At 74.6% G+C, this 20600-nt stretch carries 13 protein-coding genes and 1 pseudogene; 2 read left to right on the top strand and 12 right to left on the bottom strand.

Annotated features, from left to right (window positions below; all coding sequences use genetic code 11):
• Positions 1-20 precede the first annotated feature (20 nt).
• The 8 genes and pseudogenes from scpB to OH807_RS29985 all read right to left on the bottom strand — a co-directional run bounded on the left by scpB (position 21) and on the right by OH807_RS29985 (position 11100).
• Positions 21-614: an SMC-Scp complex subunit ScpB gene (gene scpB, locus OH807_RS30020; protein WP_406211275.1), complete on the bottom strand. Its 594-nt coding sequence runs from the start codon at positions 612-614 to the stop codon at positions 21-23.
• Between the two features lie 467 nt (positions 615-1081).
• Positions 1082-1996, bottom strand: coding sequence for a segregation and condensation protein A (locus OH807_RS30015; RefSeq protein WP_406205030.1), 915 nt, complete (start codon positions 1994-1996; stop codon positions 1082-1084).
• 510 nt (positions 1997-2506) lie between these two features.
• A pseudogene (locus OH807_RS30010) lies at positions 2507-3081 on the bottom strand (hypothetical protein).
• On the bottom strand, positions 3078-4145 hold the full coding sequence (locus OH807_RS30005; RefSeq protein WP_406205028.1) for a ParA family protein: 1068 nt from the start codon (positions 4143-4145) through the stop codon (positions 3078-3080). The pseudogene OH807_RS30010 and the gene OH807_RS30005 overlap by 4 nt, the downstream one beginning before the upstream one ends.
• A 518-nt stretch (positions 4146-4663) precedes the next feature.
• Positions 4664-5779: an alanine dehydrogenase gene (gene ald / locus OH807_RS30000; RefSeq protein ID WP_406205025.1), complete on the bottom strand. Its 1116-nt coding sequence runs from the start codon at positions 5777-5779 to the stop codon at positions 4664-4666.
• A 261-nt stretch (positions 5780-6040) separates the two neighbouring features.
• Positions 6041-8386, bottom strand: coding sequence for a tetratricopeptide repeat protein (locus OH807_RS29995; RefSeq protein WP_406205022.1), 2346 nt, complete (start codon positions 8384-8386; stop codon positions 6041-6043).
• A gap of 239 nt (positions 8387-8625) precedes the next feature.
• Positions 8626-9372 carry an NUDIX domain-containing protein gene (locus OH807_RS29990; protein ID WP_406205019.1) on the bottom strand — a complete coding sequence of 249 codons (747 nt, stop codon included), beginning with the start codon at positions 9370-9372 and terminating at the stop codon, positions 8626-8628.
• A 93-nt stretch (positions 9373-9465) separates the two neighbouring features.
• Complete coding sequence (locus OH807_RS29985) at positions 9466-11100, bottom strand: CTP synthase (RefSeq protein WP_406205017.1); 1635 nt, start codon at positions 11098-11100, stop codon at positions 9466-9468.
• Positions 11101-11877: 777 nt separating this feature from the next.
• Here OH807_RS29985 and OH807_RS29980 point away from each other — a divergent pair.
• Positions 11878-13875 (top strand): glycoside hydrolase family 15 protein, encoded by a 1998-nt coding sequence (locus OH807_RS29980; protein WP_406205014.1) that lies wholly within the window; start codon positions 11878-11880, stop codon positions 13873-13875.
• Positions 13876-13915: 40 nt separating this feature from the next.
• Here OH807_RS29980 and OH807_RS29975 read toward each other — a convergent pair whose 3' ends face one another.
• The 3 genes from OH807_RS29975 to OH807_RS29965 form a co-directional block, all read right to left on the bottom strand.
• A complete protein-coding gene (locus tag OH807_RS29975; RefSeq protein WP_406205011.1) occupies positions 13916-15097 on the bottom strand; it encodes a glycosyltransferase family 4 protein in 1182 nt (393 codons plus the stop codon).
• A gap of 179 nt (positions 15098-15276) precedes the next feature.
• The gene (gene recN, locus OH807_RS29970; RefSeq protein WP_406211273.1) at positions 15277-17010 is read right to left on the bottom strand and encodes a DNA repair protein RecN; all 1734 of its coding nucleotides are present in this window, start codon (positions 17008-17010) and stop codon (positions 15277-15279) included.
• Positions 17011-17085: 75 nt separating this feature from the next.
• Positions 17086-17826, bottom strand: coding sequence for a YitT family protein (locus tag OH807_RS29965; protein ID WP_406205008.1), 741 nt, complete (start codon positions 17824-17826; stop codon positions 17086-17088).
• Between the two features lie 135 nt (positions 17827-17961).
• Between OH807_RS29965 and OH807_RS29960 the strand changes: the two genes are divergently transcribed.
• Positions 17962-19476 (top strand): PLP-dependent aminotransferase family protein, encoded by a 1515-nt coding sequence (locus tag OH807_RS29960; RefSeq protein ID WP_406205006.1) that lies wholly within the window; start codon positions 17962-17964, stop codon positions 19474-19476.
• 148 nt (positions 19477-19624) lie between these two features.
• Here OH807_RS29960 and OH807_RS29955 read toward each other — a convergent pair whose 3' ends face one another.
• Positions 19625-20527 (bottom strand): NAD kinase, encoded by a 903-nt coding sequence (locus OH807_RS29955; RefSeq protein WP_406205003.1) that lies wholly within the window; start codon positions 20525-20527, stop codon positions 19625-19627.
• Between the last annotated feature and the right edge of the window lie 73 nt (positions 20528-20600).

The following is a 20600-nucleotide window of genomic DNA, read 5'->3' as shown; positions in this document are numbered from 1 at the left end:
TCGGCCGACCTCACCGCCCCCTACCGATCAGGCGCAGCCCGATCGGCCTCGCCACTGCCGCCCGCGGCCTGCACAGCAGCGGCGGCGACCGCCTCCGCGATCATCGTGCCCTCCAGGGACTCCGCTTCCACGTCGTCGACCTCGGGCAGGAAGGGAGCGAGCTCCGGCAGCTCATCCAGGCCGCGGAGCCCCATCCGTTCCAGGAAGTAGTTCGTCGTCCGATACAGGATCGCACCTGTTTCGGGCTCGGATCCGGCCTCTTCCACCAGTCCTCGCTGTACCAGGGTACGCATCACGCCGTCACAGTTCACACCACGGACGGCCGAGACCCTCGATCTGGACACCGGCTGACGGTAGGCGACGACCGCCAGCGTCTCCAGTGCGGCCTGGGTCAGCCGGGCCTGCTGGCCGTCCAGGACGAACCGCTCGACGGCCGGAGCGCACTCGGCCCGGCTGTAGAACCGCCAGCCACCGGCCACCCGCCGCAGGTCGAATCCCCTGCCCTCGGCCGTGTAGCCCGCGGACAGTTCGTGCAACGCCGCTCCCACCTCCGCGCGCGGCCGCTCCAGCACCGACGCCAGGTGGGCCTCGCCGACCGGCTCGTCGACGACCATCAGGATCGCTTCGAGCTCGGCCCTCAGCCCCGGTCCCGCCTCCCCGTCCGGGGTCACCCCGAAATCCGGGACCGCTTCCAACCCCGGGGCCGCCTCGAAACCCGGGACCGCCTCGAAACCCGTACCGACCGCACCGGAAGTCGGCGGGGCCGACTTCCGGTGCACGACCGACCCCTCACTCCCGGTCCCCACCCGCGTACCCGGTACCGGCGCACCGCCCGGCACGAGACCCACCACCGCCACCTCGACGCCCACCCCAGGCCCAGGCTCCGGCTCCGGCTCCGGCTCCGGCTCCGGCTCCGGCTCCGGCTCCGGCTCCGGCTCCGGCTCCGGCTCACGGTCACGCACAGCCGGCAGCGACGGCTCCGCGATCCCCGGCACGGGCTCCAGCCACTCGTCGGCCCGCGGCTGCCCCGGCACGCCCAGCGGGCGACGCACCGGCCGCCCTCCCGTCCCTGCCCCAGACGTCATCGCTCCTCCTTCTGCGGCCCGCCCCGCAACCCATCGGACGACGAACCACACGACACACGACGCGACTCGTCGCCCGGCTCACCGACCGGCTCACCGGCAGGCCGGTCGAATTCGTCCGTCACCTCGACCGCGCCCCGGTCGGCCTCGGCGACCCAGCGCACCAGCAGCTCGCCCAGCGCCTCCGGCTGCTCGAAGGCGAGCACCCGCTCCCGGTACAGCTCCAGCAGTGCCAGGAACCGCGCGACAACCACCAGGGTGTCCGGCGCGTCCGCGACCAGCTGCTGGAACGACGCCTCACCCAGCTCCGCGAGCAGCCCGACCACCAGCCCGGCCTGCTCCCGGACGCTGACCGGCGGGCTGTGGATGTGGTCGACGTAGACCACGGGCTTCGGCTTCGGCGCCATCGTCCGCGCCGCCAGCCGGGCGAACCGCTCGGCACCGATGCTGATCACGACCTCGGGCAGCAGCTTCGCGTGCTGCGGCTCCAGACCGACCGCCCGGGGCCGCAGCAGCAGCTCGGCCGCCCAGCGCTCGCCGAACAGGGCGGCCACCCGCTTGTACGCCCGGTACTGCAGCAGCCGGGCGAAGAGCAGGTCCCGCGCCTCCAGCAGGGCGAGGTCCTCCTCGTCCTCCACCTCGGCGGCCGGGAGCAGCCTGGCGGCCTTCAGGTCGAGCAGGGTGGCGGCGACGACCAGGAACTCGGTCGCGGCGTCCAGGTCCCAGTCCGGGCCCATCGCCCGGATGTATGCCATGAACTCGTCGGTGACTGTGGCCAGCGCCACTTCGGTGACGTCCAGGCGGTGCTTGGCGATCAGGCTCAGCAACAGGTCGAAGGGGCCCTCGAAGTTGTCCAGCCGCACCCGGAAGCCACCCCGCGCCCCCTCCGCGGCCGCCGCAGTCCCCACGTCCACGCCGGCCACCCCGGCCCCTCCGGGCCCGACGGCCCGGGCACCCTCGCCGGTCCCGACCGTCCGTACGACGGCGGACCCGCCGGAGAACGGGGACGGGAACGGGGACGGGAACGGGGGCGCGAACGGGGCGGAGACGGATTCGGAGGCGGATTCGGAGCTGCTCGGCATGACGGTCCATCTTCACCCGGCCGCGCCGCCCACCCGCTGCCGGGGCCGCCGACACGCCGCACGCACCCAGTACCCGCACCGGGCCCGGGCCGCACCGGCTCGGATCCCGGACCGGCTCTCCCACCGGCACGGACCTGCCCTGCCCTGCCACCGCAACGTCCCGTCACCGCGCGCCCACAGGCCGAGGCCCCGTGAACCCCGGTTCCCCCCACGAAGCACCCGGAAGGCCGCTCAGCAGCTCCTCGGACCCCTCAGGACCTCGGGGCCTCCCGGCAGCGCCCGTGGCCCCGCAGAGCCCCCCGCGCGCCCCTCAACAGCCCCACAGAGCCGCCCAGCAGCCCCTCAGCGGCCGCGCAACCGCCGGACCAGGATGCTCGCCTCGCCACGCTGTTCCAGGTCCGCCAGCACCACCGCGATGGCCTCCCGGACGATCCGGCCGCGGTCCACGGCCAGCCCGTGCTCGCCGCGCAGCACCAGCCGGGTGTGTTCGAGGTCCATCAGTTCCTCGGCCGACACGTACACGGTGATCTTCTCGTCGTGCCGCTCCCGCCCGCCTGCTCCTCGGCGGCGCCGGCGTGCTGGCGCGGCCCCGGTGCGGCGGCCCGGGCGCCCTGCACCGTCGTCCCGGCCTGTGCGGCGCCCGCCGCACCCTGCCCGCCGTCCGGCCCGGCCGGGCCGGGCACCGATGGCCCGGCCGGCCGGCCGGTCGTGCCGGCGCCCGGGTCGGACGACGGCCGGTGCTCCTCGGTGCCCCCCGTGGCGGGGTCGGCACCGTCCGCAGCGGCGCCGCCGGCGCCGTTGACGGTCCGTGCGGTCTCCGGTCTGGGAGCCTCGGCGGCCGGACGCGGCGCGAGGGACGGCGAGAGCGCCATCCCCCCGGTGGTCCGGAACAGCTCGTCGGCCCCCGGGAGACTCACTCGGCGGGGCGGCACCGGTCGAGCACCTCCCTGGCGAGCTGGCGGTAGGCGGCCGCGCCGACCGAGTTGGTCGCGTAGGTCGTGATCGGCTCGCCGGCGACGGTCGTCTCCGGGAAGCGCACGGTCCGGCCGATGACGGTGTGGAAGACGTGCTCGCCGAACGCCTCGACGACGCGGGCCAGCACCTCGCGGCTGTGCACGGTGCGCGAGTCGTACATGGTGGCCAGGATGCCGTCCAGGCGCAGTTCGGGGTTGAGCCGCTCGCAGACCTTCTCGATGGTCTCGGTGAGCAGGGCGACACCACGCAGTGCGAAGAACTCGCACTCCAGCGGGACGATGACGCTGTGAGCGGCCGTCAGGGCATTGACCGTCAGCAGGCCCAGCGAGGGCTGGCAGTCGATGATGACGAAGTCGTAGTCGGGCAGCAGCGGCTTCAGGGCACGCGCCAGCGCGGACTCCCGGGCCACCTCGCTGACCAGCTGCACCTCGGCGGCGGAGAGGTCGATGTTGGACGGCAGCAGGTCCATGCCCGGCACGGCCGTCTTCAGCAGCACCTCATCAGCCGTCAGGCCCCGCTCCATGAGCAGGTTGTAGACGGTGACGTCGAGCTCCATCGGGTTGACCCCGAGGCCGACCGAGAGCGCGCCCTGCGGATCGAAGTCGACGAGCAGCACGCGGCGGCCGTACTCGGCGAGGGCCGCGCCCAGGTTGATGGTCGACGTGGTCTTGCCGACGCCGCCCTTCTGGTTGCACATCGCGATGATCTGCGCGGGGCCGTGCTCGGCCACCGGCGCGGGGATCGGGAAGTACGGGAGCGCGCGGCCGGTCGGGCCGACCCGCTCGCGGCGCTGACGCGCGGCGTCGGGCGCCAGCGTGGCGGCGTACTCCGGGTCCGGCTCGTACTCGGCGTCCGGGTCGTCGTAGGCACCGTAGGCGAATTCGCCGTAGGCCAGGCCGTGGGCCGGCAGATCGGTGTCGTAGTCGGTCACCGTGGTCACCTGTGCTGCGTTCTGTCGTGCTTCGAAGGTACGGAGTGCGACCGAGCCGACCTCGGCCGAGCCCACGGTGGCCTGCCGGGCCCCGGACTCCTCACTCGGCTGGCCGGCGGTGTGCGCCGCCAGTCCTGGCTGACCACCCCCGGGAGCAAATGTCGACTCATTCACAAGTCGTCTTACCTCCTTGGGCATCCAGGACTCTATGTCGATTCGTCAGCGTGGCAGCATGCCGACGGTTTGCGACTCTAGGCCGTTCAAGGCGTTCGCAGCAACACAATCCACGGTAGTGGGCAGGATGTGTCGACTATCGGGCATCCCTCTGTCAAGGGATGTGCGGCCCCTTGACCCTAACGTTTCTGCGGTCGGGTGACGCGACCCACAGAAATTGACGACAGAGCGACCCGCCCGCGCCACCGGCTGTTCACGGGCATGGCAAAGCCCCCGACCCGTGGGTGGACCCCTCCGCGCGCACGGGTGCGCACGGAGGGCGGGTCGGGGGCCTGTGGGCCGCCCTGCGGGGACGGCCGAGGTCGGAACGGGTCAGCGCCCGCGAGGGCGCGGACCCGTTCCGACCTGGGACGACGTGATCAGGCGAGCACGCTCTCCAGGGAGACGGACTCCAGGCCGAAGGCCTCGGCCACGGCACCGAAGGTGATCTGGCCCTCGTGCACGTTCAGGCCCTTGGCCAGAGCCGGGTCGCGACGCAGCGCGTCCTTCCAGCCACGGTTGGCCAGCTCCACGATGTAGGGCAGCGTGGCGTTGGTCAGCGCGTAGGTGGAGGTGTTCGGGACGGCGCCCGGCATGTTCGCCACGCAGTAGAAGACCGAGTTGTGGACCTGGAAGGTCGGCTCGGCGTGCGTGGTGGCGTGCGAGTCCTCGAAGCAGCCGCCCTGGTCGATGGCGATGTCGACGAGCACGGAGCCCGGCTTCATGCGGGAGACCAGCTCGTTGGTGACGAGCTTCGGGGCCTTGGCGCCCGGGATCAGCACCGCGCCGATCACCAGGTCGGCCTCCAGAACGGCCTTCTCCAGCTCGAACGCGTTGGAGGCGATGGCCTTGATCTTGGTGCCGAAGACCTTGTCGGCCTCGCGCAGCTTGTTGATGTCGCGGTCCAGCAGGGTCACCTCGTAGCCCATGCCGATCGCGATGGTGGCCGCGTGCCAGCCGGAGACGCCACCGCCGATGACGACGGCCTTCGCCGGGTGGGTGCCGGGCACGCCGCCGGGCAGCACGCCGCGGCCGCCGGCCGGGCGCATCAGGTGGTACGAGCCGACCTGCGGGGCCAGCCGGCCCGCGACCTCGGACATCGGGGCGAGCAGCGGCAGGGCGCCGTTGGCGAGCTGCACGGTCTCGTACGCGATCGCGGTGGTACCGGACGCGACCAGCGCGTCGGTGCCGGCGCGGTCGGCCGCGAGGTGCAGGTACGTGAAGAGGGTCTGGCCCTTGCGCAGACGGTGGTACTCCTGGGCGATGGGCTCCTTGACCTTGAGCAGCAGGTCTGCGGTGGCCCACACCTCGTCGGCGCCGGGGAGGATGGTGGCGCCGGCGGCCACGTACTCCTCGTTCGGGATCGAGGAGCCGAGACCGGCGTTGTCCTCGATGTAGACCTCGTGTCCGTTGCGGACCAGCTCATGCACGCCGGCGGGCGTGATGGCCACGCGGTACTCGTGGTTCTTGACCTCGCGGGGGATGCCGACCTTCACGGCTAAACACGTCCTCTTGCCATGGGGGTCCCTACCGGAGAAGACCGGCGGGCGACGCGCACGTGGGGAGACCTCCGGAAGGCACCGGGGCACGTTTCGCTGCGCGACTGAGTTCGAGTGTAATGAAGCCCAGGCGGCGTGTCAGCCTTCCAAAGTGAATAAATACGCCGGAGACATTGGCAGGTTCGTAGGCTTCCGTAGCGATCTTCCCGCCAAAGCTCTCCCAACCAGGCAACTCTGACAATACTCCCGAAGGGGGTCCTACCACCCGGCGTCGAGACGTTCCCGCAGCTCCGCCAGTGCGCTGCCGACGGCCTGCTGCCCGCGCTCGTCGCCCAGCCGGCGCAGCACCGACAGGGAGGCGCGGTACTCCCGCTCGGCCTCCTCGAAACGGCGCTGCCCGGTGTGCGCCTCCGCCACCCGGGCGAGCAGCCGGGCCTCGGCGGGCTGGTCGCCCATCGACTGCCGCAGTCCGAGCGCCCGGTTGTACCAGTCGGCGGCGCGCACCGCGTCGCCGAGCGCCCGGTGGCAGCCGGCCGCGCCCTCCAGCGCGCGGGCACAGAGCGGCTCGTCGTCCGCCGAACGGGCGTGCTCCAGGGCGGCCCGGTAGTGCCCGCCGGCCTGCTCCCAGCGGCCGGCGGCGGCCTGGAGGTCCCCCAGGTTGAGCAGCGCGGCGGCGGCCCGGCGCGGCTTGCCGTGCCGCTCGGCGACGGTCAGCACCAGTTCGTGCAGTTGGTAGAGGTCGGCGGGGGCGGCGGCGCCGGTCAGCGGCAGCGACCGCAGCAGGGCGGTGACCAGCCGGCCCGCCGAGCCGTCCAGATCCCCCTGGCCGATCGCGTCGGCGACGGCCCCCAGGAGCACGTCGCGCTCGCCGAGCAGCCACTGCCGGGCCTGGGCGGCCGAGCGCAGCCGCAGCGGGCCCGGCAGGGGCTCCGGAGCGGGGCCGTCGGCCGGGTCCAGCAGGGCCCGGGCCGACTCGGTGAGCCGCACCAGGCGCTCCAGCAGCCGGGCCCTGGCGAGTTCGAGCTCGGCGGGGCGGTCCTCCCGGTCGCGCAGCCGGACCAGCCGCGGGTAGAGCCGGCCGGGCACCCGGTAGCGGGGGGTGCCGTCGGCGGCGGGCGGCTCCTCGCCGAGCAGCTCCCGCTCGGCGAGCGCGGCCAGCGCAGTGGCGGCCTCCGGGGCCGGGCAGCCGACCAGCGCGGAGGCGGTCCGCAGGTCCGCCGTCTGGGCGGGGGCCAGCGTGAGCGCGCGCAGCAGCCGGGCCTGGGCGGCCGGCAGCGTGTCGTAGAGGAGGGTGAAGGCACCGACCAGCGGGTCGTTGTCCGGGACGGGGACGGGCTCGGCGGGCTCGGGCCCGGGCCGGACCCAGCCGGCCGGGTCGGTCGGCGGCTCGGCGGCGGGCTCGGTGCCCGCGGCAGTCCGGCCGGTCGCGGGCACCGGCCCGGGCCGCTCGGCACCCACGGTGGCGGGCTTCCCGTCCTTGGCCGCGGCTCGCCGCCGCCCGTTGCGCCCCGGTGCCGGGGGCTCCGGCCCCGACTGCGCCGCCGGGCGCCCGGGATCCTTCCCCCGGCCCACGGCCGCCTCACCCGGCCCGGAGCCGTCCCGGCCCGGCCGCGTGCCGGCCGGCGCCCCGCTCGGAGTCCGGTCCGGCGCCCCGTTGCGCGTCCCGTCCGGCCTCCCGCCGTTCTTCGCGTCCGGAGCGCCGCCCCGCGCCCCGGCGGGCTTCCCCTGCGAAGTCCCCCCGGAGTCCCCGCCCGGCCGCGCGCCCGCCTTCACGCCCGGCTTCGCGCCCGCCTTCCCGTCGGCCGCACCCTCCGCCTTCCCGCTCGGCACACCCTCCGGCTCCCGCGCCGCCAGTGCCTGCGCCAGCTCCCGGGCGGCGTCCGTGACGGCCAGCTTCGGGTTGCTCCGCAGCCACCCGGCCATCAGCCGCAGCGCGGCCGGCCGGGAGGCGCAGGCCTCCGCGAGGTCGGCCCCGCCCACCGGGTCGCAGCTGATCCTGGTCCCGCCGACGAGGGCGCCGAGCAGTTCGCCGGAGGCCTGCCGGTCGAGCCCGCCGAGGATGACGGGGTCGATGTCCTCGATCCCGGTGAGCGGTCCGGCGGTGGTCGCCAGCACCAGGCAGCCCGGCTCGTCCGCGAGCAGTGGCCAGACCTGCCCGGCGTCGCGGACGTCGTCCAGCACCACCAGGACCCGCCGCCCGGCCAGTGCCTCGCGCAGCGCGACGCAGGCCGGCTCGTCCCGGCCGTCCTCGACGGCGCCGGGCAGCGGAACGCCCGCGCCGTCCGCGCCGAGCTGCTCCAGCAGCCGGCGGGCGGCCCGGGCGGGCGGCACCCGCCCGCCGTCGGGAGCGGAGAGCCGGGCGAAGAGCACGCCGTCCGGGTAGTCGGCGGCGACGGTGACGGCGAACCGGGCCGCCAGCGTCGTCCGGCCGGAGCCGGGCCGGCCCGCCAGCACCAGGACCGGGCTGCGGCCCTCGGCCGGGCGCGCGGCGGCGGCCCGCAGCGCGGCCAGCTCGGCCCGCCGACCCACGAGCAGTTCGGGCCCGGCGGGCAGTCGCTCCAGCCCGGGAACGCCCTCGACGGGTGCGTCGGGGCCCGCTTCCATGGTCGCCGTCTTCCTCGCCACCCGTGCCACTCCCGACGTCACCCAGCGCTCAGCGGAGGCTGCCCGGGACGGGCGCCCTGTCTGCGAAGCGTAGTTCGACCATCAGGCTCGGCCGAGGTGACATCCGGTCGTACGAACCGGCAAATCACCCCCGCGGATCAACGGAGCCCCCGGAACGACGGCGCCCCGGGACCGCACCGGGACCGCACCGGCTCCGGAAGCGCACCGGCGCCCGCGGCTCAGGCCTCGAAGGGCCGGGCCGGCCAGGGCGAGTCGGCGGGGCGCAGCGCGTCCAGGCCGCCGGGGCCGGTGAGCGCGGCGTGCAGGGCGAGCGTGCCGGTGATCAGGGTCGGGTTGTGCAGTTCGCCCGCGTGGATCAGCCGGACCAGCTCGGCGACCGGCACCCGGGCGGTCTCGATCTCCAGCTCCTCCCCGTGCGCCTCGTAGCGCTCACCCTCGGCCTCGGCGAGGTCGGTGGCGAGGAAGAGCCGAAGGGCCTCGTCGGTGCCGCCGGGCGAGGTGTAGAAGTCGACCAGCACCCGCCAGGTACCGGCCTTGCAGTGGGCCTCCTCGTACAGCTCGCGCTGGGCGGCGTGCAGCGGGTTCTCGCCGGGGACGTCGAGCAGGCCGGCCGGCAGCTCCCAGAGCCGCTGCCGGACGGGGTGGCGGTACTGGCGCAGGATCAGCACCCGCTGCTGGTCGTCCAGCGCGAGGACGGAGACCGAGCCGGGGTGGATCTGGTAGTCGCGGCGGGCCCAGCCGCCGTCGGGCATCCGGACCTCCTCGCTGCGCACCCCGGTGACCTTGCCCTGGAACGGCGTCGTGCTCCCCCGCACCTCCCACTCCTCGGCCACGTCCGCGATCCGCCGCCCGGCACCGTCGCGGTCGGAGCCGTCGCGGCGGTCAGAGCCGTCGGAGCCGGAGCCGCCCCGGTCGAAGGCGTCCCGGTCGAAGGCGTCCCGGTCGAAGGTGTCCTGGTCGTCCATCGGTCTCCCCTTTTCGTCAGTACGACACAATCTAACGCCGAACGGCGGCCCCGCGGGAATCGCGGAGCCGCCGTGCGGTGAAGAGCCGGGCAATTACTGCGCGGCGGTCTTGATCTCGATGGCCGCCTTCACCAGGCCCGCGAACAGCGGGTGCGGGCGGGTCGGGCGGGACTTCAGCTCCGGGTGGGCCTGGGTGGCCACCAGGTAGGGGTGGACCTCGCGCGGGTACTCGACGTACTCGACCAGGTCGCCCTTCGGGGAGAGGCCGGAGAACTGCAGGCCGGTCTTCTCCAGGTCGGCGCGGTACGCGTTGTTGACCTCGTAGCGGTGGCGGTGGCGCTCCTCGACGTACTGCTCGCCGGCGTAGACCTCGCGGACGATCGAGCCCTCGGCGAGCTTGGCCGGGTAGAGGCCCAGACGCATGGTGCCGCCCAGGTCGCCCTTGCCGTCGACGATCGCCAGCTGCTCGGCCATGGTGGAGACGACCGGGTGCTTGGCCGCCGCGTCGAACTCGGTCGAGTTGGCCTCGGGCAGGCCGGCCAGGTTACGGGCGGCCTCGATGACGACGCACTGCAGGCCGAGGCAGAGGCCCAGCAGCGGGACCTTGTTCTCGCGGGCGTAGGTGATCGCGCCGACCTTGCCGTTGACGCCGCGGTCGCCGAAGCCGCCGGGGATGCAGATCGCGTCCACGTCACCGAGCTGTTCGAGGGCGCCCTCGGGGGTCTCGCAGTCGTCCGAGGTGACCCACTTGATCTCGACCCGGGCGTTGTTGGCGAAGCCGCCGGCGCGCAGCGCCTCGGTCACCGACAGGTAGGCGTCCGGCAGGTCGATGTACTTGCCGACCAGCGCGACCTTGACGATGTGCTGCGGCTCGTGGACGCGCCGCAGCAGGTCGTCCCAGGTGGTCCAGTCCACGTCGCGGAACGGCAGGTCCAGGCGGCGCACCACGTACGCGTCCAGGCCCTCGCCGTGCAGGACCTTGGGGATGTCGTAGATCGACTTGGCGTCGATGGCCGCGACCACGGCCTCCTCGTCCACGTCGCACATCAGCGAGATCTTGCGCTTGATGGCCTGCGGGACCTCGCGGTCGGCGCGCAGCACGATGGCGTCCGGCTGGATGCCGATGTTGCGCAGCGCGGCCACCGAGTGCTGGGTGGGCTTGGTCTTCAGCTCGCCCGAGGGGCCGATGTAGGGCAGCAGGGAGACGTGCACGAAGAACACGTTGTCCCGGCCGACCTCGTGGCGGACCTGGCGGACGGCCTCCAGGAACGGCAGCGACTCGATGTCGCCGACGGTGCCGCCGACCTCGGTGATCACCACGTCGACGTCCTCGGTCGCCATCCGGCGGATCCGGGCCTTGATCTCGTTGGTGATGTGCGGGATGACCTGGACGGTGTCGCCCAGGTACTCGCCGCGACGCTCCTTGGCGATGACCGTCGAGTACACCTGACCGGTGGTGACGTTCGCCGAGCCGTGCAGGTTGGTGTCGAGGAACCGCTCGTAGTGGCCGACGTCGAGGTCTGTCTCGGCCCCGTCGTCGGTGACGAAGACCTCACCGTGCTGGAACGGGTTCATGGTGCCCGGGTCCACGTTGAGGTACGGGTCGAGCTTCTGCATCGTCACACGCAGGCCGCGGGCCTTGAGCAGTGCGCCCAGGCTGGAGGCGGTGAGGCCCTTGCCGAGCGACGAGGCGACACCCCCGGTGACGAAGAGGTGCTTGGTCGTCACGGCGCGGCTGTTCGATGCCTTGCCGGAATGGGGCTGTGCCAAGAGGGGGCTCCCGTGGGTCGCGTGTCGAAGGTGACGTGGGCGGGAGGCTCGCGGCTCGCCTGCCGACGGGGGCGGGGTGCGGTGCACGTCGCCCGGAGGTCGCCGGTTCGGCTGGTCCGGGGCGTTTGATCCCACCGGTCCACGGGATACCAGGGTATCAGTGCCCCGGCCCGGACGCGTTCCCGCCCGTCCCGGGGGGCGCGGAACCACACGCCCGGCGCACTCCCCGGCGCACCACAAGCGCATCACACGGCGCACGTGTCACACCGGTCGCACCACCGGCCCGGTCGGGCCACCCGGCGGCACTCGCCCGGGCCATCACCGGCCCTCCCGGTGGACCATCCGGAGCTGATCCTTCCGAGCCATCCTGCCCGGCACCACTGCGATGCACGGCATTTCCGCCGAATTGCGGCGCCACGCAGAGCTGCGCCCGCGTGCTTCGCCCCTTTCGTCCGTCGTAAGCTGCACGGACGCATCGCCGACAGCAAGAGCACGCGGAGGGCGTGGGAGGGTCAGGACACCTCTCGGTCCCCGATGCGCGACCGGACCTCCCCGTAATCCAGCTCCTCCCACCCACTCCAGGGGCTCGACCGAGCCCCGTGCGGACACTCCAGCAAGGCCCGCCACCACCCAACGGCGGGCCGGACGTCCCGGGATGGCCCCCGGCCCCGCAGACCCGCTCGCTCCCCCCGGATCGCCGATGCGTCGTGACCACATTGCGAACTGGAGATCCACGTGGCCGGCCGTATCGAGGACTACGCACTCATCGGGGACATGCAGACCGCCGCCCTGGTCAGCAGGGACGGGGCGGTCGATTGGATGTGCCTGCCCCGGTTCGACTCGCCCGCCGTGTTCGCCGGGCTGCTCGGCACCGATGAACACGGCTTCTGGCGGATCGGCCCGGCCGAAGTGGTCGCCACCGAGCTGCCCGCCCCCGCGGCCGCCCCGGACCCGGCGGCCGCCCGGGCCGCGTTCACCGACACCGGTGACCTCCGCGTCCCGCCGCCCACCGCCGCGGCGCCCGCCGTCCCGGCCGACCGGCGCCGCTACCGGGGCGACTCGCTGATCCTGGAGCAGGAGTGGGACTGCGCGGGCGGCAGCGTCCGGGTGATCGACTTCATGCCCCCGCGGCCGCTCGCCGGCCGCGACTCCGTCCCCCAGATGATCCGCATCGTCGAGGGCCTCAGCGGCACCGTCCGGATGCGCTCGGCGGTGCGGATGCGGTTCAGCTACGGCCGGATCGTCCCCTGGGTGCACCGGGTCGAGCAGCCCGACGGCGGGCACCGCACCGTCGCCGTGGCCGGCCCCGACTCGGTCTGGCTGGACGGCGAGGCCGACACCTACGGCCGCAACCTCACCACCTACGCGGACTTCACCGTCACCGCCGGCGAACGGATCGCCTTCGCGCTCACCTGGCAGGCCTCCCACCTGGAGGCGCCGACCGCGCCGGACGCCGAGGAGATGCTCGACGCCACCGCCGACTTCTGGCACGAGTGGGCCGGCCAGTGCACCTACCAGGGCCCCTACCGGGAGGCGGTGATCCGCTCGCTGATCACCCTCAAGGGCCTCACCTACGCCCCCACCGGCGGCATCGTCGCCGCCCCCACCACCTCGCTGCCCGAGGACATCGGCGGCGAGCGCAACTGGGACTACCGCTACACCTGGCTGCGCGACGCCGCCATCACCCTCTCCTCGCTGCTGCGCACCGGCTACCGGGACGAGGCCAGGGCGTGGCGCGAGTGGCTGCTGCGCGCCGTCGCCGGGGATCCGGAGAACCTGCAGATCATGTACGGCATCGCCGGCGAGCGCGAGCTCACCGAGTCCTCGCTGGACTGGCTGCCCGGCTACGAGGGCTCCCAGCCGGTGCGGGTCGGCAACGGCGCGGCCGGCCAGCTCCAGCTGGACGTCTACGGCGAGGTCGTCGAGGCCCTGCACCTGGCCCACATGACCGGCCTGGTCCGCAACGACCACGCCCACCACCTCCAGCTGCGGCTGATCGAGTACCTGGAGGAGCACTGGCAGGAGCCGGACGAGGGCATCTGGGAGGTCCGCGGCCCGCGCCGGCACTTCGTCCACTCCAAGGTGATGGCCTGGGTCGCCGTCGACCGCACCATCAAGCTGCTGGAGCAGACCCCCGAGGACGCACCCTCCGACGGCCACCTGGAGCGCTGGCGCGAGCTGCGCGCGACCATCCACCGGGACGTCTGCGAGAAGGGTTACGACCCCGAGCGCAACACCTTCACGCAGTACTACGGCGGCCACGAGCTGGACGCCTCGCTGCTGCTGATCCCGCAGGTCGGCTTCCTCCCGCCGGACGACAAGCGGGTGATCGGCACCATCGAGGCGATCCAGCGCGAGCTCTCCACCGAGGACGGCTTCGTGCTGCGCTACCCCACCCACGACGAGAGCGGCAACAACGTCGACGGCCTCTCCGGCCACGAGGGCGCCTTCCTGGCGTGCTCGTTCTGGCTGGCCGACGACCTCGCCATGATCGGCCGGGTGCAGGAGGCGCGCGAGCTGTTCGACAAGCTGCTGGCGCTGCGCAACGACCTCGGGCTGCTCGCCGAGGAGTGGGACCCGCGGGAGAAGCGCCAGGTGGGCAACTTCCCCCAGGCCTTCAGCCACGTGCCGCTGATCGACACCGCGCTGCGGCTGACCGCCTGCGGGGGCGCCTACCTCTCCGCGCAGCCGGACGGCCTGGCCGCCGACCGGGCCGAGCAGGCCACGGTCTGATCCGGCCGGTCCCGGGTGGGGCGCGTCCGGCGGACGCGCCCTACCCGGTGCGCTGCACCAGTTCGTCGTAGGTGCTGAGCACCTGGGCGACGGTCGCGGCCTCGTCCGGCCAGGTCTCCGCCTGCTGCCGGCCCGCGGCGGCCAGCCGCTCCCGCCGCCCCGGGTCGGCCAGCAGCGCGCCGACCGCCCGGCTGAGCGCCGCCGCGTCACCGGGCGGGACGAGCACGGCGGCGTCCCCGACCAGCTCGGGCACGCCGCCGACGGCGGTGGCGACCACCGGCACGCCGGCCCGCATCGCCTCCTGGACCACCAGCGAACGGGCCTCCCAGCGGCTGGAGAGCACCACCACGTCGGCGGCGGCCAGCAGGTCCGGTACGTCGGTGCGGTAGCCGAGCAGCCGGACGGGCAGCTTCTCCGCCGCCACCCGCTCGCGCAGCGCGGCGCCCTCCGGGCCGTCCCCGGCGAGCAGCAGCAGCGGCTCCGGATCCAGCGCGGACAGCTCCCGGGCGGCGTCCAGCAGCACGCCGAAGGCCTTCTGCGGGACGAGCCGGCCCACGGAGAGGACGAGCGGGCGGTCCGGTCCGTCGCCGAGCAGCGCGGCCCGGGCCGCGGCCCGTTCCAGCCGGCCCTCCGGCATCGGCGGGGCCGCGACCGGCCCGAGCCGGGCGTCGGTGGCACCCAGCTCGCGGGCCCGGGCCACCAGGTCGGAGGAGGCGCCGAGCACCAGGTCGGCGGCGCGCGCCACCCGGCGCTCCATCAGCCGCTGGAGCCGCCGCTCCATGCCGGTGGCGAGCAGTGCGTGGTGCGAGGTGACCACCAGCGGGGTCTCCGGGCGCAGGCCCGGGAACCGGCCGGCGGTGCGCAGCGCCAGGTCGGAGAGGAGCCCGGCGCGCAGGCCGTGGGCGTGCACCACGTCGGCGCCGGTGAAGGCGCGGCGCAGCTCGCCGATCGCGGTGGCATCGCTGCGGGCACCCGCGGTGGGAGTGATGTCGACCAGGTGGAACCGGGCGCCGGTGCGGGAGAACCCGAACAGCGCGTCCGTACCGGCGGGCGCGCACACCGTCACGGCGACGCCGTGCGCGACCAGGCCCTGTGCCAGGGAGCGCACGTGCGCACCGATGCCGCCGGTACTGGCGGCCAGGACGAGCACCACGTGCAGCTGACCCGGTTCAGGGGCGGCCGCGGTGGCCCGGGCGGCGGAATGGTCCACGTCGTCTCGCATCCGACTCGATCAGGTTCGCGCGCCGCGGTGCGAGGGTTGCCCGCCAGCGACGCTCGGGGACTGGAAAGCCAGTGTCCAGCCGCCACCATGCCAGGTCGGCGGCCCTCTTGGACAGTCGGCGCCACCCGGGGCGCGTCGCCGTCCGACGCGGTGGGGGTGGCCGCGCCGAACGGTGACGGTTACCGGTGGCGCGGGGCCCGGGCGGCGGCCAGCAGCTCCTCGGCATGGGCCCGGCCCAGCTCGGAGTCCTCCAGGCCGGCCAGCATCCTGGAGAGTTCGCGCACCCGCTCCTCGTCGTTCAGCACCTTGACACCGCTGCGGGTCACGGTGCCGTCGTTGGTCTTCTCCACCACCAGGTGCCGGTCGGCGAAGGCGGCCACCTGCGGGAGGTGGGTGACGACCACGACCTGGGCGGACTCGGCCAGTTTGGCGAGCCGGCGGCCGATCTCGACGGCGGCCTTGCCGCCGACGCCGGCGTCCACCTCGTCGAACAGGTAGGTGGGCACGGGGTCGGCGCCGGCGAAGACCACCTCGACGGCGAGCATGACGCGGGAGAGCTCACCGCCGGAGGCGCCCTTGGCGATCGGCCGGGGCTGGGCGCCCGGGTGCGGGGCGAGCAGCACCTCGACCTCGTCGACGCCGTGCGCGCCGTAGGCGACGGTGCGGCCCTCGATCTCGATCCCCGCGAGGTCGTCGACCTGGCTGATCGAGAAGGTCACCCGGGCGTGCGGCATGGCGAGTTCGGCCAGCTCGGCGGAGACGGCCCCGGCGAAGCGGCCGGCCGCGTCCTGCCGGGCGGCCGACACCTCGGCGGCGAGCTCGGCCAGCTCGGCGCGCAGCTCGGTCTCGCGGGCGCCCAGCTCGTCGATCCGCTCGTCGTCGCCGTCGAGCTCGGCGAGCCGGGCCGAGCCCTCCTCCGCCCAGGCCAGCACCTCGGCCAGCGAGTTCTCCGGGCCGCCGTACTTGCGCAGCAGCTGGGCCAGGACGGAGCGGCGGTCCTCGACGGCGGCCAGCCGGACCGGGTCGGCGTCCAGGTCGTCGGCGTAGCCGGCCAGGTCGCCCGCGACGTCGGCGAGCAGGTAGCCGACCTCGTTCAGCCGGTCGGCGAGGCCGGCGAGGCGCTCGTCGTGGTGGCGGACGGCCTCCAGGGCGCGGCGGGCCTGGGCGAGCAGGGTGCCCGCGTCCAGGGCCTCCGGGTCGGTCGGGTCGCCCGCCAGGGCGGCGTGCGCGAGGGTCGCGGCCGAGGAGAGCGCGTCGGCGTGGCCGAGCCGCTCGGCCTCGGCGCCGAGATCGGTGTCCTCCCCGGAGACCGGCTCGGCGGCGGCGACCTCGTCCAGCCCGAAGCGGAGCAGGTCGGCCTCCTGGGCGCGCTCGCGGGCCCGGGTGGTCAGCTCCTCCAGGGTGGCGGAGACCTCGCGCAGCCGGCGGTAGACCTCGCGGTACCGGGCCAGCGGCTCGGCGACCGCCTCGCCCGCGTACCGGTCCAGCGCGCCGCGCTGGCGGGCCGGGCGGAGCAGGCGCTGCTGGTCGGTCTGGCCGTGGACGGCGATCAGGTCCTCGCCGAGCTCGGCGAGCAGCCCGACGGGCACGGCCCGGCCGCCGACGTGGGCGCGCGAGCGGCCCTCGGCGGAGACGGTCCGGCTGATCAGCAGCGCGCCGTCGTCCAGTTCGGCCCCGGCCTCGACGGCGCGGAGCGCCGCCGGGGAGCCGGCGGGCAGTTCGAGGCGGCCCTCGACGACCGCGCGCCCGGCGCCGTTGCGCACCAGACCGGGGTCGGCGCGGCCGCCGAGCAACAGCCCGAGGCTCGTCACCACCATGGTCTTTCCGGCGCCGGTCTCACCGGTCACGGCGGTGAAGCCGGGCGCGAGCTCGACCACCGCGTCGTCGATAACCCCAAGATCCCGTATCCGCATCTCGTCCAACACGGTGACGACCTTACGAGGTTCCAGCCCCGGCGCGCGACGAGCGACAACCTCCCGCCCGCAAGTTCATCCCTTCCGGGAGGTTTGCGCAGCGGTGGGCACGGTGCACCACGGCAGGAAGAGCTGCGCCAGCGGGCCGATGGCCAGCGCGTATGCCACGGTGCCGACGCCGGCGGTGCCGCCGAGCAGGACACCGGCGGCCAGGACGGTGAGTTCGATACCGGTTCGGATCAGCCGCAGGGACCGGCCGGTGCGCCGGTGCAGGCCGGTCATCAGGCCGTCGCGCGGGCCCGGGCCGAACCGGGCGCCGATGTACAGGCCGGTGGCCAGGCCGTTCAGCAGGACCGAGCCGACCATCAGGGCGATCCTGGCCGGCAGAGGTCCGGGCGTGCCGACGACCCGCAGGGTGACGTCCATCGCCGCGCCGATCATCAGCACGTTGGCGATCGTGCCGAGGCCGGGGCGCTGGCGCAGCGGGATCCAGAACAGCAGGACGAGGGCGCCGCAGATGGTGACCCAGGCGCCAACGGAGAGGCCGACGGTGCGCTGGAGGCCCTGGTGGAAGACGTCCCACGGGTCGAGGCCCAGCCCGGCGCGGAGCATCAGCCCCATGCTCGCGCCGTACAGGGCGAGGCCGACGGCGAGCTGCGGGAGGCGGCGGCCCAGCCGGTGGGTGTCGCCGAGCAGCCGGACGGCGATCGGGCGGCGCCCGGCGGCGGCGGCAGTGGCGTCCGGGGCAGCGGAAGCGGCCGGGGCAGCGGAAGCGGTGGCGACGGGCGGCGGTACGGGCGTGGTCGTGGTGGCCATCGGGTCTCCTGCGGGTGGTGCTGCACCCCGGGGGTGGCACCCCGGTGGTGGCGGACTCGATGGCCGCCCTGCCATGATGGACAGGCCAATGAGGCCCGCGACAGGGCCAATCCCGAGCAAGTGGACTGATCCGCCATGGCCGACTGGCACACCACCGTCACCCCCGCCGCGCTCGCCCGGCTGCTCGCCAGCGCCCGGCTGCCCGAGCCGGCCACCACCCGCCGGCCCGCCTACCGGGCCCTGGCCGGGCAGATCCGGCTGCTGGTCTCCGAGGGCCGCCTGCAGATCGGTGCCAGGCTCCCCGCCGAACGCGAGCTCGCCCTCGCCCTCGGGCTCAGCCGCACCACCGTGGCCACCGCGTACGAGGCCCTGCGCAGCGACGGCTACCTGCACAGCCGGCGCGGCTCCGGCAGCTGGACCGCCCTGCCCGAGGGGGCACCGCCGCCCGGCGACGCGCTGCACCCGGTACCGCCGGACGAGCAGGGCCGCGTCCTCGACCTCGGCGTCGCCGCGCTGCCGGCCCCGCAGCCGTTCCTCGGCGCGGCCGCCGCCCGCGCCGTCGAGCAGCTGCCCGCCTACGCCGCCGGGCACGGCCACTTCCCCTCAGGCGTCCCGGTCCTGCGCGAGGCGGTGGCGCGCCGCTACACCGAGCGCGGGCTGCCGACCGCACCCGACCAGATCCTGATCACCATCGGCGCGATGGGCGGCCTGTACCTGGCGCAGCGGGCCCTGGTCGGCCGCGGCGACCGGGTCGCCGTCGAGGCCCCCAGCTACGCGCACGCCCTGCAAGCGCTGCGGCGCGGCGACGCCAGGCTGGTCCCCGTCCCGTTCGCCCGGCCCGGCGGACCGGCCCGGCAGCCCGCCTGGGACCTCCCCGAGTGGCGCCGGGTGCTGCACGGCGCCGCGCCCCGGGTCGCCTACGTGATCCCGGACTTCCACAATCCGACCGGCGCCCTGGTCGACGAGGAGCAGCGCCGCGAGCTGCTGGCCGCGGCCCGGGCCGCCGGGACGGTGGTGCTGGTCGACGAGACCACCGCCGAGCTCGGCTGGGGCGTCCCGGACGGCACCCCGCTCCCCCGGCCGATGGCCGCGCTGGACCGCTCCGCGCAGGTCGTCACCGTCGGCTCGGCCGGCAAGCTGCTCTGGGGCGGCCTGCGGATCGGCTGGATCCGTGCCGCGCCCGCCCTGGTCCGCCGGCTGGCCTCCGAGCGGGTGTACAGCGACGTCGGCGCCCCCGTACTGGACCAGCTGATCGCCGCCGAGCTGCTGGGGGAGCCGCTGGCCGCCGTCCGCACGCACCAGCTGGACCGGCTGCGGGCCACCGCCGGCGCCTTCGCCGACGCCCTGGGCCAACGGCTGCCGGAGTGGCACTACGCCATGCCGCCCGGCGGGCTCGCGCTCTGGGTCGCCACCGGCGGCGTCTCCGGGGCGGCGCTGGCCCTGGCCGGCGAGCAGGGTGGCATCCGGATCGCCGCGGGCAACCGCTTCGGCTCGGACGGGGCCTTCGAGCACCACATCCGGATCCCGCTGACCCTGCCCGCCGCGGCCGTACCCGCCGCCGTCGACCGCCTCGCCGCCCTCGCCGCCCGGGCAGGTGCCGGCGGCCGCTGGAGCGACGCCGGCGACGACAGCCAGCCGCTGGCGGTCTGACCGGGCCACGCGTCCGCCGGGCCGGGGAATCCACCCCGGCCCGGCGGACGCCCCGGCACCGCCAGGCGTCACAGCATCAAGGCGCCACCACCTCACAGCGTCAGTGCCTCAAAACGTCAAGGCATCGCGACACCGAGGCGTTCACGCCTCAGTGCGTCTCCGCCCGGCCGCGCCAGCCCGTCACCGGCAGCGCGAACTTCGCCACCAGCCGGTCGGTGAACGGCGCCCGGTGCAGCCGGGCCAGCCGCACCGGCGTCTGCCCGCGGCGGACCTCCACCCGCGCGCCGGCGGGCAGTTCGACCGAGCGGCGGCCGTCGCACCAGAGCACCCCGTGCGGGGTCTTCGGCTGCACCTCCACCGCCAGCACCGAGTCCGGTGAAGTCACCAGCGGCCGGGCGAACAGCGCGTGCGCGCTGATCGGCACCATCAGCAGCGCCTCCACCTCCGGCCAGACCACCGGTCCGCCGCCGGAGAACGCGTACGCCGTCGAACCGGTCGGCGTCGCGCAGACCACCCCGTCGCAGCCGAAGTTGGAGACCGGGCGGCCGTCCACCTCGGTCACCACCTCCAGCATCCGCTCCCGGGAGGCCTTCTCGATCGAGGCCTCGTTGAGCGCCCAGTCGTGGTGCACCATGTCGCCGTTGGTCCGGACGATCACGTCGAGGGTCATCCGCTCCTCGACCTCGTAGTCGGCGTCGACCACCCGCTCGACCACCACGGCGAGGTCGTCCCGCTCGGCCTCGGCGAGGAACCCCACCCGGCCCAGGTTGATGCCGAGCATCGGCAGCCCGTGCTCGCGGGCCAGCTCGGCACCGCGCAGCAGCGTCCCGTCGCCGCCGGCGACCAGGATCAGCTCGCAGCCGTCCGCCGCCCCCGGCCCCCCGGCCACCCGCTCGACGCCGTCCGGCAGATCCAGGTCCACCGCCTCGGCCGCGAGCAGCCGGATTCTGATCCCCGCCTTCAGCAGGCCGTGCACCAGTCCTTCGACACTGCGCAACGCGGCCTCCCGGCCGGTGTGCGCGATCAGGAAGACCGTACGTTCATCGCTCATGCCCGCTGCCCTCTCCCTACGCCTGCCGGGTCGCCCTCGGCCCGGTGCGGCCGCGTCACTCAGCATGACGGAC

It is taken from the genome of Kitasatospora sp. NBC_01560 (assembly GCF_045208415.1).
GTDB lineage: Bacteria > Actinomycetota > Actinomycetes > Streptomycetales > Streptomycetaceae > Kitasatospora.
This window is presented reverse-complemented; position numbering and strand designations above follow the sequence as displayed.